The organism is Sulfitobacter indolifex (genome assembly GCF_022788655.1).
GTDB lineage: Bacteria > Pseudomonadota > Alphaproteobacteria > Rhodobacterales > Rhodobacteraceae > Sulfitobacter > Sulfitobacter indolifex.
Genome location: NZ_CP084952.1, coordinates 84,684 through 97,225, shown reverse-complemented (window position 1 = coordinate 97,225; position 12,542 = coordinate 84,684). Strand labels below are relative to the sequence as shown.

The following is a 12,542-nucleotide window of genomic DNA, read 5'->3' as shown; positions in this document are numbered from 1 at the left end:
ATGCAAGGCCAGGTCGACGACACCCAATGGGTCACACCCGACCGTGCCGACGTTGAATGCGCTCCTCTTCTCATGCCGCAGCTTTGGATAATTTTATGACCCGCTATGCCCACACAGGGTCCAGCATTATGGCCCTTTTCTTCTGCCTCGCCGCCCCCGCAATTGGCCAGGAAGAGGGCCAAAGTAAACAATTGCGCATGCTCGGAAAATGCCCTGGCTGTGCCTTCGAGAAGTTGGACCTCACGGGCCGGAAACTCACCGGCGTCAATCTGACGTCTTCTCACCTGCGAAATGTGAACTTTACGGGGGCTGGGTTGAACCTGTCGTTGTTCGACCATGCCACCTTTGAAAATGTTTCTTTTGATGCGGCTGACCTGACCGGGGCCAGCTTCACAGGGGCCACGTTCATCAACGTCTCCTTTGCAAACGCGATTTTGAAAGCAGCCGTCTTCGAAGACGCCGTCCTGATCGATACCGATCTTGATGCAGGCCTATACTGCAACACGCAAATGCCGGACGAAACGATGGCCAGCACGGAATGCAACTGACCAGAGGATGTTCTTTGCTCGGCGCCCCCTCTTAGAGGTCAGCGAAGGTTGTTTTGCACCCCCGGGCGACAGCGCCCCTCTGTCAGGCTCCTCTTTCCCCATGTTTTTTTGAGCCCCCGGAAGAAGAACCCGCAAGCTCCTCTCATAGACTTCCGGTAGAAACCCTCTAAGTGCAGTCCGTTGCCGGAGCGTCATGTCTTTCGGTTCGGCAGCTGCAGAGGGAAAGTCTTCATGGTGACCAAGACGATTGCGGGTTCAGTGCGCGTCGCGACCATATTTATTGTCGCGACCTTTCTTGTCTATTCCAGCATTGTGGGCGCGCTTGTCTATCACGGGCACAGCTCGGCGGAAGATCGGGCCGAAAGCTCTGCGGCAGCCGCGGCCAAGGCGGTCAAGATCAACACCGGCTGGATTGTCGAAGTGGCCCGCCAAGCGCTGCGCCGCATGGATTTTGCCTTGGGATCCGATGTTCAGTCCAGCCAATCTGCGACCTTAGTGAGCATCAAGGACGCGCTTGAGGGGCTGCCCGACAGCGCCAAAGCCTATATCGTGACCGCCGAGGGGCAAACCCTCTACACCACGGACCCCAATGCTCCCAATATCGACATTCGCGACAGAGAGTATTTTGCTGTCCCAGCCGGTGGGCAGCAGTTCTTCACCTCTTCGCTTCTTACCAGCCGCATTGACGGCAGCCCGATCTTCACGTTCAGCCAACGCCTTGAGCGGGAGGGGGCTTTTGTAGGTGTCGCGATCATTTCCTTTGATGCCGCCCTTCTGGGAGAGCTGCTGGCGTCTCTCGGCCTGGGACAAGGCGCGGCCTTAGCGATCTTGCGCGCAGATGGCATGCTGGTGGCCCGCTACCCCCCCGTCGACGGCCCCCTGGATTTGAGCCAACATGTGATCTTCAAAGACCATTTACCCAACGCGGATGCGGGGGCCTATATCAGCACGTCTCCCATAGACGGAGAGAAAAGATTTGTAGGCTACCAAACCCTCCCAGACAGCGCGCTCATCGCCATCGCCTCAGGGCGCTATGACGAAACGATGGCGCGCTTCTGGCGGCGTGTTCAGGTATTCTTGGCGATTGTCATTCCCACCATCCTGGCCCTCGCGGCATGTGCCATCTGGATCATCCGGCTTCTCAGGCGGGAGGCTCAAAAAAATGAGGCCCTTGAGACAGCGCTTGAGGCAAATACAATGCTGTTTCGTGAAATCCACCACCGGGTCAAAAACAACATGCAATCGATGCAGGCGCTGGTCGCCATGCACAAGCTTCCCAAAACCGTGGAGACCAACTTCAAACTGCGCCTTGCGGCCATGTCCACCGTCCATGAGCATATGTACAACCACGACAAATACGCCGCTCTGGATGCGCCCGCCTTCATCGCCTCGATGACGGAAAACATCTTCAAAGCCCATGGCGCGTCAGAACACCTAAGCCTTGATATCGACCGGATCTCAATCAGCCATGAGCAGGCCACATCGCTGGCGATGCTGATCAATGAAGTTGTCACCAACTCGCTGAAGTATGCGGGATCAGACAGAGACACTGCAGAGATCCGTATCCGCCTCAAGCTTCTCGGCAACAACAGGGCCAACCTCGTCATCGTCGACAACGGCCCGGGGTTTGACCCAAAAACACGCCCCCTCGGGATGGGCACCAAAATCATCCAGGGCATGGCCCTGCAGTTGCAAGGCACCTACAGCTATGCGTTCGACGGCGGGACGATCTTTTCTTTGGAGTTCCCTGTGGCATAGCTTGAGACAGCGATGCGTGCGGCCGCCCTGAGTCAGCTCTATAAGACAACGGTCGCTTTGAAAGGTAAATTTCGGGATCGAATGGAACCGCGGTATGAAGGTTTCATCCTGTAAATTTGAAAAGTGGTTCTTCGCGGTAAACGATATCAGTGGCTACTATCTAGCAGCCTGTGTCCGTGAAAAATGCTACGATTATAGCTGGCCTTGCTGAGAGGCTCCTGAACGAGAGAAAGCCCGTATTGGGTCAGCTTGGCGTGGTATGGCGTCTTGCGCCATAGTTCGAATGCTTCGGCAATCGGACCTTCAAACAATGCGATCCAGCTCTTTAATATGGCGGCTGAGGAGAATTCACCCCGCCGGGCCTTCCCATTCTCCACCATTCCAAAATAAAGGGCAGGATCACCCTTGAGAACCGACAGGGTCCTGAGAACATCTTCAGGAGTTCGCACCTCCATATAGTCCAGATCGCTCTGCCGTAACTCCTTGAATGCAGGCTCCGGACCTAGAAGCGCCGGAACCTCTGCCCACCAAGCGTTCACTAACTTTGATGCGGGTTTGTGGTGTGCGTCCGCGACGGTCAGATTCCGCACGGCGAGGACCGCGTCCGCATTACGGTAGTTGCCCCAATTCTGCTGCTTGGCGCGACAGTCAGTTGTCGTGTCAACTGTGTCGAGCTCGAGATGCATCCCGATCCTTCCGAGCTTGTCCTTGAAGTCCTCCGATCTGAAGCTCTCATGCATATTGAAAATGTGACCCTTGAAGACCAGACGCTCGACCCTGTGGCCACGGCTCGGATCACGCGGGATTAAATTGGGCTGCGGCCAGTGAGGGACATGAGCGTTGTTTGGCTGAGAGGGCAGAAGACCATTCTGATGTATAACGAAGTTTGCCAGTCGGGGTTGATGTGCATCAAGCCGCGGTATGACCACAAAAGAGGAAATGTCTCTTTGGCGGCGACCAAAGTCCCGAACGCCTGCGACATTTACAACTGCTGGGTCGAGTGCCGGGCCAACAGTGACATCATATCCTGCCAAGCGCAGTTCATAGTATGTCCGATTGATCCAGCAATCGAAACCATCCACGCACCGCAGTTGAAGAAGATCAGGTGTGATAGGGCCGAAAGGAATGGTTTTAAGCTCGGGCCAGAGCTGATTATCCGGGCACACGAAATGGACGCGGCCAACACCTTTCAGATTCATGGGAAGTTCCTCGTTCCGACATTACCCAAGTGGCCTGCCCTCCTATCTTCCTCGCGCTTGATGCGCGTGCCGAGCACCCCAAGATGGCGCATGATCAACTCTAAAAAATCTAGCTTGTCTTTGATTGAGAGATTAACAACGGGGCGCGCTCTATTGCCAGCCCAGATACACTTTCATCGATTTGACGATACCTCTCCGCCAGACCACTGCCCATCCGGAGCCTGGTTTCAGTCGGTTGCTTTGATCATATATTTCCGCGAGATCTCTCTCAAGCATTTCGCGGGTCAATTTCTAAGTAAAACTCTGCCGAGGGCCGTCTGGCTGCTGGGCTGAGGGATCGTTTATCGAGTGTCCTTTTCGCCGAATGCTTACCGTTGAAAGGCCTATATGAGAAATCTAAGTCGCTTCTCTCGCGCAAACCGCCGAATTTGGTGGTCGTGCGGGGTCACAATGATGCAGTCGAAGCACTCTTAGGACAATAAGAGGACTTCAAAGGTCACGCACACCCGGTTCGCGCCCAAAGCCAGATTGCCAATGATTGGCGGACCCGCAAATCCCACAGAGATCCCGCCCCGCCCGGCTTCGCCCGTTAGGAGAATTTCAGTTGCGTCGTCTTCCAAGATCGGCTGACCCTCCAACTTAGTGCCAACCAGACTGCCCAGACCTTTGATGGTCCGAAAACGCAATCCGGTTGCATCCGAGCACTTTGCCAGACCTTCCTCGAGCAACTCATTGGGTCGGATGGTCGCAAGAGTGGCGTTAGGGTGCTCAACCGCCCCCATAGAGACTGGATGAAATAGCGTGAAGCCTGTCTCCGCATCGGCCTTCATGTCAAAAATCGCACCTTCCAATACCCAGGCATCAACGGTGTGATCCGTCGATAGCACCGTGGCCTCGGCCAGCAAATGTCCCGCATGAGGGCTTCCATTGCTGTCAGTCCAAAGACCGTGCACGTGGGCGAATGCTGCGCCGTCCCGCCGTCCCAGATGTGAGCCCGCTCTTTTGATCGTCGCAGATGTCAGCACCGTCTGCGCGCTATACCACGCAACATGGCGGTCGTCCGGTGCGGGCGCAGGACGCACGAATGTCAGCTTCTCCACCGACACGTTATCTAAGTCAAACCAGGCGCCAACTTCTCCTACGGCATCAACCATCGCTTGCAACAGCGTAAATCCCGCCTTCAGCGTGACGCGCTGATGTACTGCACTGCAGGACACTGCAATAATTCGATCTGCAGCAACCGGACCGGGATGGTTCAAGGTCCGCCCCTCAGACATCCGCAATCTCCCCCCGCGCGGTCAACTCGGCCCGGATCAGCTTTTTGGTGATCTTACCATAGCCCGACTTAGGCATCTCTTCCCAGAATACGACAGCTTTAGGCATCTTGTAGCGCGGCACCAATGGGGCCAGCCACGCCAGAAAGGCCGTGGGATCGGGTGCTTCCCCTCGTGCAACGCAAACAGCGATACCGACTTCGCCCCAGGTCGCGTCTGGTATGCCCAGCACGGCACATTCGCTGATGGCAGGATGCTGCAGGATCTTCTCCTCAATCTCACGAGGATAGATGTTGGACCCTCCCGAGATATACATGTCTGACGCACGATCCGTCAGATACAAAAACCCTTCCGCATCCATATGACCAAGATCGCCGGTCAGGAACCAACCATCTCGAAACGCTTTGGCGTTCGCCTGGGGATTGTCGTGGTACCCGGCAAATACTGCCGGGCCAATAACGGCGACCTCCCCGGTCTCACCCGGCATCACCTCACGTCCTTCAGCATCCTGGACCTGCACCTGCATCCCCGTGCGGGCAAAGCCGCAAGTGCCGATGCGCATGATGGTATCATCCGCAGAATGATGGATGGGGGGCAACACGGTGATATTGCCTGTGACCTCGCCCAGCCCAAAGTACTGCACTAAGACGGGCCCCAGCACTTCGAGTGCGCGGATTTGATCCGCGCGGTACATTGGGGCCCCCGCATATATCACATAGCGCAGACTGGAATGGTCATGTTCCTTCACAGAAGGATGCTCGACCAATAGCTTTACGATCGTAGGCACAGTGAATGCATTTGTGATGCGCCATCTAGCAACCAGGCGCCAGATCTCGGCGGGATCGAATTTGGTCCCCCCGGGAAGAACGGTTTTTACCCCATGGGCCACTTGCGTCAGCTGGTGGATCCCTGCGCCATGTGACAGCGGTGCTACCACAATAGAGGCATCTTGAGGGCCCGTCCCTGGCATCAAATCACACAGATGGTTGGTCACGACGAACGCCAGCTGGCCATGGGTCAGCACTGCGGCCTTTGGTTTTCCGGTCGTCCCAGAGGTAAAGAAAAACCATGCCGGATCGTCGCGGTCCACGGGGGCTGGGGTGACTGTTGCCGCCGCAAATTCCATGACGAGCCCGTCGTAATCGTCATGTCCTGTACCGCCGATACGCACGGTGAAGTCCAGACCATCGCAGGCGGCGATATGCTCTGCAAACTCAGCCCCCACCAGCAATCCCTTCGCGCCAGAAGAGGCCGCAAACCAAGCAACATCTTCTGGGGTTTGACGAAAATTTGCAGGCACCCAGACACAGCCAAGTTTCCAGCAGGCAAAGGCGGCCTCAAACATTTGATTGCAATTGGCAGATTGCACCAGCAACCGGTCGCCTTTGCGCATTCCATAGCGGTCCCGAAGGGCGGCAGCAAAAGCAGTCGCGCGCGCCTCCAATTCAGACCAGGTCCAAGTCGCCTCCCCCCAAACAAGGCCGATGTCTTCCGACTGTCGCCGCGCGGCATCGGTCAAGAATTGCGAAAGGTTCATGACCCGGGTTGAGATAGGCTGCATTAGACCACCCGTTCGAGGATCGAGGCATAAGATGCCACAGCGGCCCCGCCCATATTAAAGACGCCAGCGAGCTCAGCATCGGGAACCTGCATACCTCCTGCTTCGCCCATCAGTTGCATCGCCGCCATGACATGCATCGAAACGCCAGTCGCTCCGATGGGGTGTCCCTTAGACTTCAGACCCCCTGATGGGTTCACCGGCAGACGCCCGTCTTTAGCGGTCCAGCCTTCGCGGATCGCGCGCGCACCTTGACCCGGCTCGGTCAGCCCCATCGCCTCATATTCCAAGAGCTCCGCGACAGTGAAACAGTCATGCGTTTCCACCAAGCTCAGGTCATCAAGCGCTACGCCACTGGCGGCGAAGGCCTGCTCCCACGCCCTGCGCGCGCCATCAAAACGCGTGATCTCCCGGCGCGACAGCGCCAGGGGTTCGTTGGTGTGGCTCCGCGCCCGAAAGCGGATTGCCCGCTGCAGCTCGGCCGCAACTTCAGGCGCCGCTAGCACGATCGCCGCGGCCCCATCCGACACCAGCGAACAATCGGTACGTCGCAATGGGCCAGCAACCAGGGGGTTCTTCTCTGAAACCGTATTGCAAAAGGCGACATCAAAGTTCCGCTGCATATGCGCGAATGGGTTTTGCATCCCATTATGGTGGTTTTTAGCAGCGATCATCGCCAGTGTTTCGGACTGATCGCCATAACGCTGGAAATAATTCCCGGCAATCTGGCCGAAGAGCCCCGCAAAGCCGCCGCGCACCTCTGCCTCTTCGCGACGGTAAGAGGCGCCAAGCAAGATATCACCCACTTCCACGCCCGGTGTGGCGGTCATCTTCTCAGCGCCGACCACAAGTGCAATTTTGCCCCGGCCGCTGGCGATAAAATCCATTGCCCCATGCAATGCTGCGGAGCCTGTGGCACAGGCATTTTCGTAACGGGTGGCCGGCACACGCGAAAGTGCGTCATTGCCCATGCCGACCAAGGCACCTTGGAAATCCTGATCTGAAAAACCATTGTTGAACACGCCCACGAAAATACCGTCGACGTCCTCAGCGGCGACCCCTGCATGCGTCAACGCAGGACCAGTGACCTCCGCCATCAATGCTTCCGTGTCCGGGGCATCACTGCGGCCAAAAGCGGTATGGGCCCAGCCCACGATATAAGGGTCGCTCATCATAAATCCTTCGGTGAATTTGTAAGTGGCATTCGTCGCGCCAGACGGGCTTCAATGTCTCGCGCTTCATGTTCCAGCAAAGCTGCCAGTTCTGCGTCACGGGGCGGCTGCATTCGGCTCTCAATGGCGGCCAGGGACAAAGCTCCGGCAACGGAACCGTCAGGCCGCCGCAAGGCCATGCCAACGCCCCAGCTGCCAGCCACGATGCGGCCGGGGTTTAACGCAAACCCGCGGGCGCGTGTCATCGCCACGTCACTGCGCAGCAGTTCAGCAGTGTAGTTCGGGTAGTCCGAGGCCAGCCTATCGGCGTTGTCCACCAACAGGGCGTCAATTTCCGCATCGGGCAGCGCGCTTAGCATGGCCAACGAGCCCGCCCCAATCCCAAGAGGGTGCTGCGCGCCCGTTTCCAGTGCATGGGTGCGGATCGGAAACGCGCCCTCCTCGCGGTATAGACAGACAGCATCGGACCCGCGCCGCATACTCACAAAGGCGGTGTCGCCACTTGCTTTGGCCAAACGCACGAGAGCATCGGCAGCCGTTTCCAAAAGTCCATGGCGCGGGGTCGCCAAGATGCCGAGCACATAGCTTTCCTCCCCCAAATGATAGAGCCGCGTGGACCCGTCCTGTTCCACCAACCCGCGCCGGATCAACGCCAGCATCAACCGCCGCACCGTGGGTTTGCCCAGACCAGAGGCCGCGATCAACTCCGACAGCGCCACCCCCCGCCCAACGGCGCGGCCTGTGATTTGCAGCAGCGCCAAGGCGCGATCCACCGCTTGACTGCCGCTGGCGGGCGCTGGCTGTTCGTCATTTCTCACAATATGGACCACTATCTCTTTATTCGCCTCAGCATGGCCCTAAAGACCTGCGCATTCTAAGCGTCATTGCAAGAAATATCTTGCCCGACACGTCGAACTCTGTTCCACATTGTGGTTCAATGAGGGAGGAACCACCGTGAAAATGATTTCAAAGGCCGCCTTGGCCGCAATTTTAGCCACCACAGTTTTGTCCGGCGCCGCCGCAAGTGCCGAAACCCTGCGCCTGTCGCATAACACTGGCGACACGACGACTTGGCACAAGGGTGCCGAGAAATTTGGCGAACTCCTGTCCGAAAAAACAGATGGTGCCTACGACGTTCGCGTCTTTCCCAATGCGCAGCTGTCCGGCGGCGACCAGATGAAACAGGCCGAAATGGTGGGCCGCGGCGCGCTTGATCTCGTTGTCACCTCGGCGATTAACGTGACCCCCTTAGTGCCTGAAATGGCTGTCTTCTCGCTGCCCTACCTCTATGCCAACTACGCTCAGGTGGATGCGACCACCCAAGGTGCGCCGGCAAAGTTGCTGGAAGACATTCTGCGCGAAAAAGGCATCGAAGTGCTGGCTTGGGGCGAAAATGGGTTTCGCGAAGTCACCAACAACGTCCGCCCGATCAAGACCCCCGAGGACATGAAGGGGCTCAACATGCGCGTGGCCGGGCCCATGTACATCGACGTGATGAATGCGCTCGGCGCCAACCCGCAGCAGATGCAATGGGGTGAGACGATGACCGCACTTCAGCAGGGCGTCGTTGACGGGCAGGAAAATCCAATCGGGGCCGTGATTATTCCCCAGCAGGTTTTTGAGGTGCAAAAACATCTGACCGCTTGGCACTATTCCTATGATCCGATCTTCCTTGGCGTCTCGACCGAGGTTTGGGCAGATCTGGATGCAGACACCCAAGAGATGATGCGCGCGGCGGCGACTGAGGCCATGGAATATCAGCGCGAGATCACGCGTGAAGGCACCGCCGAAGGCATCGCATTCCTGCGCGACAAGGGAATGGAAGTCTACGAGCCTTCCGACGAAGAGCTAACCGCCTTTCGCGAAGCGACCAAACCTGCGTTCGACACTTGGGCCGCTAAAGTCGGCACCGACATCGTCGGCAGCTTTCAAGACGCCATCGCGGCGACACCCGCGAACTAAAGCTAAGGCACGGCCCTTCAAAGGGCCGTGCCGATCCGGGGAGGGTCAAAGCCATGCGGTTTTTGCTGCGAGAATTCGAAAAGATCATCTGCGCCCTGCTGTTTCTTGGCATGACGCTCATCGGCTTCATTAACGTCGTCGTCCGCTACGCCACGCATTATTCCTTTGCAGCCTCAGAAGAGCTGCTGACCAACGGCTTTCTGCTGCTGACCGTCTTCGGCGCTGCAATTGCCGCACGGCGGGGCCAGCATTTGGCGGTAACGATTGTGCAAGATTTTTTGCCCCGCCCTGCGGCCCGGGCAGTGTTCGTGCTTTCGGTGATCCTTTCAGTCTTATTGCTTGCAGCTTCCGCTTGGTTTTCTTGGGCCACCTTGATGAACCAACTAGAGAGCGGCATCCAAAGCTATGCCCTCGGCGTGCCTGCATGGTGGTATCAAATCGGCCTGCCTTTCGGCTTTGGCCTTATCATTATTCGCTACCTGCAGCATGCGGCAGAGACGTGGCACCCGTCCCAGCAAACACCACAGGCGACCCCAAGTGTCTGACATCCTGAATATGGGTGCCGGCACCCAAATGATCGTTGCCTTCTTTGTGCTGATGGCACTGCGCGTGCCGGTGGCCTTCGCGCTCGGCCTATCGGCCATGTATGCGATGTGGCAAATCGGCTTCGGCTTTGAGCTTGCAGGAGACCTGATCGCCACTGGCATCGCCAAATACGCTTTGCTGGCCATCCCCTTTTTTATTCTCGCAGGGACGCTGATGGGAACATTGGGAATTGCCGAGCGCATGATCCGTTTTTTCCGCATCCTGATCGGCAACCTTCCCGGTGGCATGGGCGTCGTTGGCACGGTGGTCTGCCTCTTTTGGGGGGCTGTTTCAGGCTCTGGCCCTGCCTCTGTGGCAGCTATTGGCCCTATGATCATCAAAGGGATGGAAGAAGATGGCTACCCCCGCGCCGCGGCTGCCGCTCTGGTCTGCACGGGGGCTGCCTTCTCCATTGTGATCCCGCCCTCCATCGGCCTTGTGATCTATGGCGTTATCGCCGAGACCTCGATCTCCGCTCTTTTTATCGCAGCAATCATACCCGGTCTTTTTATGGGGATGCTGATGCTGGTCGTTCTACCCTTCATCAAGTCGACCAACCGGGAGGGGCTGGACAAGCTTTCGCCCGCACCCCCCAGCAACGGTTACTGGCGCGATCTGGGGCGAAGCTTTCGCGAGTCCTTCTGGGGCCTCATGACGCCTGTGGTCATCCTCGGCGGAATCTATTCCGGTATTTTCACCCCAACCGAAGCGGCCCTTGTCGCCACAGTCTATGCCATAGCTGTCGGCGCCTTTGCCTACCGCACGCTGACAATCCGCGCCCTCTATGACGCCCTAACCGAAGCCGCTTCATCCTCCGCCGTAGTCATGCTGGTGGTCGCCTATGCAAGCCTATTTGGCTGGGTCGTAACCGTCGAAGACCTCGTCGGACAATACTCCGGCCAGTTGCTCGGCCTGTCGGACAATGGCGGGGTGATCTTGATGGTCATCATGCTAATCCTACTGATCGCAGGCATGTTCATGGACCCCGTCACGGTGATGTTCATCTCTCTTCCAATTTTCATGCCGGTGGTGCGTGAATTGGGATGGGACCCGGTATGGTTCGGCGTGCTGGTGATGGTAAACCTTGCCATTGGTCTCATCACGCCGCCCGTCGGGATTAATCTTTACGTCGCTGCAAACATCACGCGACAGCCCTTGGAGCGCATTGCGCGTGCCGCATTGCCGTTTCTCGCCATCAGCGTCATCGGCCTTGCCATTGTGGCGGCGGTCCCCGCCCTGTCCCTATTTCTGCCTGAGGTCCTGAAATGAACGATACTGTCGCTCTCATCACAGGTGCCGCACGCGGCATCGGTCTCGCGACTGCATCTCTTTTGCACGCCGAGGGCAGACGCGTCGTGATGCTTGACCGCGATGCGGATGAGCTTGCAACTGCCGCGGCCACCCTGCCCGGCGCTTTGTCCCTGACCTGTGACGTGTCGATCCCCCAGCACGTCGCGCAATCTATTGCAGAGGTCGAACAAACATATGGACGCCTCGACATTCTGGTAAACAACGCGGGCGTCGCGGACTTTGGACCGCTGGCTGAAACCGATTTCGCCCGCTGGCGGCGTGTTATGGACACAAATCTTGATGGCGTTTTTCTGATGTCGCAGGCCTGCCTGCCCCTCTTGTCGGTACGCGGCGGCGCCATCATCAACATTGCCTCGATCTCAGGCTTGCGTGCCTCAACGCTGCGCGTTGCCTATGGTACCTCCAAAGCTGCCGTCATCCATCTCACCAAGCAGCAAGCCGCGGAACTGGGAGAGGTCGGCATCCGTGCAAACTGCGTTTGTCCCGGCCCAGTGGACACAAAACTCGCGCTGGCCGTACACTCTCCTGAAATACGTGCCGCCTACCATGACGCGATACCGCTTAACCGATATGGAACGGAGCGGGAAATCGCAGAAGTCATTTGCTTTCTAGCCGGCGAGCGGGCCAGCTATGTTACAGGTCAGGTTGTGGCCTCCGATGGCGGGTTTGATGCAACCGGCGTCGGGCTGCCTGCGTTGAGGGTGTGAGTCACAATGCCCTTGAAGAGCCCGTAGAATAAGGCTGCTAACCTCGGAGAAACGGCCGGGATTGAGTTTTCAACCGTCAGTGACCCAAGGTCGCTGCATCTACGCGACGGGGATCTGAGGCGCCAAACAGATAGTGCCGCGCCCTCAAAACCCATAACCTCGAAGGCTTTGGCAAAGACTTCTTCGTTGTAGACGGGTACCTACCCACATTGGTCAAACGGTACAGTTGGCCCTTAGCAAAATTGCCGCCCCCAATTCGGAGGCGGCAGATGCAGTTTCGAAAATGGAGCTTACTTCTGCTGTGGCTTGTCGCCAGGCTTAGGCGGGCTTTTCTTAGGCTGGGGTTTAGGTGCAGTAGCCATCTCTCGTTACTCGCGTTTGCAAGGGTCGACACCATGTCGATCCTGTCACAAGTATTGCGCTGAACAGGAATTCCGCAAAGGTCGTTTCCGGTCCGCCGCGTCGCAT

At 57.6% G+C, this 12,542-nt stretch carries 11 protein-coding genes; 6 read left to right on the top strand and 5 right to left on the bottom strand.

What is annotated here, in order from left to right:
- The first annotated feature begins 95 nt into the window (after positions 1-95).
- Positions 96-548, top strand: a complete 453-nt coding sequence (locus tag DSM14862_RS16495) for a pentapeptide repeat-containing protein (RefSeq protein ID WP_040702033.1) — start codon at positions 96-98, stop codon at positions 546-548.
- 231 nt (positions 549-779) lie between these two features.
- On the top strand, positions 780-2,306 hold the full coding sequence (locus DSM14862_RS16490) for a sensor histidine kinase (protein WP_007121322.1): 1,527 nt from the start codon (positions 780-782) through the stop codon (positions 2,304-2,306).
- Between the two features lie 146 nt (positions 2,307-2,452).
- Here DSM14862_RS16490 and DSM14862_RS16485 read toward each other — a convergent pair whose 3' ends face one another.
- The 5 genes from DSM14862_RS16485 to DSM14862_RS16465 all read right to left on the bottom strand — a co-directional run bounded on the left by DSM14862_RS16485 (position 2,453) and on the right by DSM14862_RS16465 (position 8,327).
- Positions 2,453-3,505 carry a hypothetical protein gene (locus DSM14862_RS16485; protein WP_040702032.1) on the bottom strand — a complete coding sequence of 351 codons (1,053 nt, stop codon included), beginning with the start codon at positions 3,503-3,505 and terminating at the stop codon, positions 2,453-2,455.
- A 470-nt stretch (positions 3,506-3,975) separates the two neighbouring features.
- Positions 3,976-4,782, bottom strand: coding sequence for a PPC domain-containing DNA-binding protein (locus tag DSM14862_RS16480; protein ID WP_007121319.1), 807 nt, complete (start codon positions 4,780-4,782; stop codon positions 3,976-3,978).
- Complete coding sequence (locus tag DSM14862_RS16475; RefSeq protein ID WP_243254544.1) at positions 4,775-6,340, bottom strand: acyl-CoA synthetase; 1,566 nt, start codon at positions 6,338-6,340, stop codon at positions 4,775-4,777. The genes DSM14862_RS16480 and DSM14862_RS16475 overlap by 8 nt, the downstream gene beginning before the upstream one ends.
- Positions 6,340-7,509 carry an acetyl-CoA acetyltransferase gene (locus tag DSM14862_RS16470; RefSeq protein ID WP_007121260.1) on the bottom strand — a complete coding sequence of 390 codons (1,170 nt, stop codon included), beginning with the start codon at positions 7,507-7,509 and terminating at the stop codon, positions 6,340-6,342. Before DSM14862_RS16470 ends, DSM14862_RS16475 begins: the two co-directional genes overlap by 1 nt.
- Complete coding sequence (locus DSM14862_RS16465; protein ID WP_040702009.1) at positions 7,509-8,327, bottom strand: IclR family transcriptional regulator; 819 nt, start codon at positions 8,325-8,327, stop codon at positions 7,509-7,511. Before DSM14862_RS16465 ends, DSM14862_RS16470 begins: the two co-directional genes overlap by 1 nt.
- A 142-nt stretch (positions 8,328-8,469) precedes the next feature.
- Here DSM14862_RS16465 and DSM14862_RS16460 point away from each other — a divergent pair, with 142 nt between their 5' ends.
- The 4 genes from DSM14862_RS16460 to DSM14862_RS16445 are packed head-to-tail and all read left to right on the top strand — an operon-like array spanning position 8,470 to position 12,074.
- Positions 8,470-9,471: a DctP family TRAP transporter solute-binding subunit gene (locus DSM14862_RS16460; protein ID WP_007121258.1), complete on the top strand. Its 1,002-nt coding sequence runs from the start codon at positions 8,470-8,472 to the stop codon at positions 9,469-9,471.
- A 53-nt stretch (positions 9,472-9,524) separates the two neighbouring features.
- Complete coding sequence (locus DSM14862_RS16455; protein ID WP_007121257.1) at positions 9,525-10,016, top strand: TRAP transporter small permease; 492 nt, start codon at positions 9,525-9,527, stop codon at positions 10,014-10,016.
- Between the two features lie 10 nt (positions 10,017-10,026).
- Positions 10,027-11,325 (top strand): TRAP transporter large permease, encoded by a 1,299-nt coding sequence (locus tag DSM14862_RS16450; RefSeq protein WP_165481301.1) that lies wholly within the window; start codon positions 10,027-10,029, stop codon positions 11,323-11,325.
- The gene (locus DSM14862_RS16445; RefSeq protein ID WP_007121255.1) at positions 11,322-12,074 is read left to right on the top strand and encodes an SDR family NAD(P)-dependent oxidoreductase; all 753 of its coding nucleotides are present in this window, start codon (positions 11,322-11,324) and stop codon (positions 12,072-12,074) included. Before DSM14862_RS16450 ends, DSM14862_RS16445 begins: the two co-directional genes overlap by 4 nt.
- Positions 12,075-12,542 lie beyond the last annotated feature (468 nt).

Excerpts from the sequence above, each read along its gene's own strand:
- DSM14862_RS16450 (WP_165481301.1), top strand. The coding sequence starts at position 10,027 with ATGGGTGCCGGCACCCAAATGATCGTTGCCTTCTTTGTGCTGATGGCA.
- DSM14862_RS16495 (WP_040702033.1), top strand. The coding sequence starts at position 96 with ATGACCCGCTATGCCCACACAGGGTCCAGCATTATGGCCCTTTTCTTC.
- DSM14862_RS16490 (WP_007121322.1), top strand. The coding sequence starts at position 780 with ATGGTGACCAAGACGATTGCGGGTTCAGTGCGCGTCGCGACCATATTT.
- DSM14862_RS16485 (WP_040702032.1), bottom strand. The coding sequence starts at position 3,505 with ATGAATCTGAAAGGTGTTGGCCGCGTCCATTTCGTGTGCCCGGATAAT.
- DSM14862_RS16455 (WP_007121257.1), top strand. The coding sequence starts at position 9,525 with ATGCGGTTTTTGCTGCGAGAATTCGAAAAGATCATCTGCGCCCTGCTG.
- DSM14862_RS16475 (WP_243254544.1), bottom strand. The coding sequence starts at position 6,340 with ATGCAGCCTATCTCAACCCGGGTCATGAACCTTTCGCAATTCTTGACC.
- DSM14862_RS16470 (WP_007121260.1), bottom strand. The coding sequence starts at position 7,509 with ATGAGCGACCCTTATATCGTGGGCTGGGCCCATACCGCTTTTGGCCGC.
- DSM14862_RS16445 (WP_007121255.1), top strand. The coding sequence starts at position 11,322 with ATGAACGATACTGTCGCTCTCATCACAGGTGCCGCACGCGGCATCGGT.
- DSM14862_RS16480 (WP_007121319.1), bottom strand. The coding sequence starts at position 4,782 with ATGTCTGAGGGGCGGACCTTGAACCATCCCGGTCCGGTTGCTGCAGAT.
- DSM14862_RS16460 (WP_007121258.1), top strand. The coding sequence starts at position 8,470 with ATGATTTCAAAGGCCGCCTTGGCCGCAATTTTAGCCACCACAGTTTTG.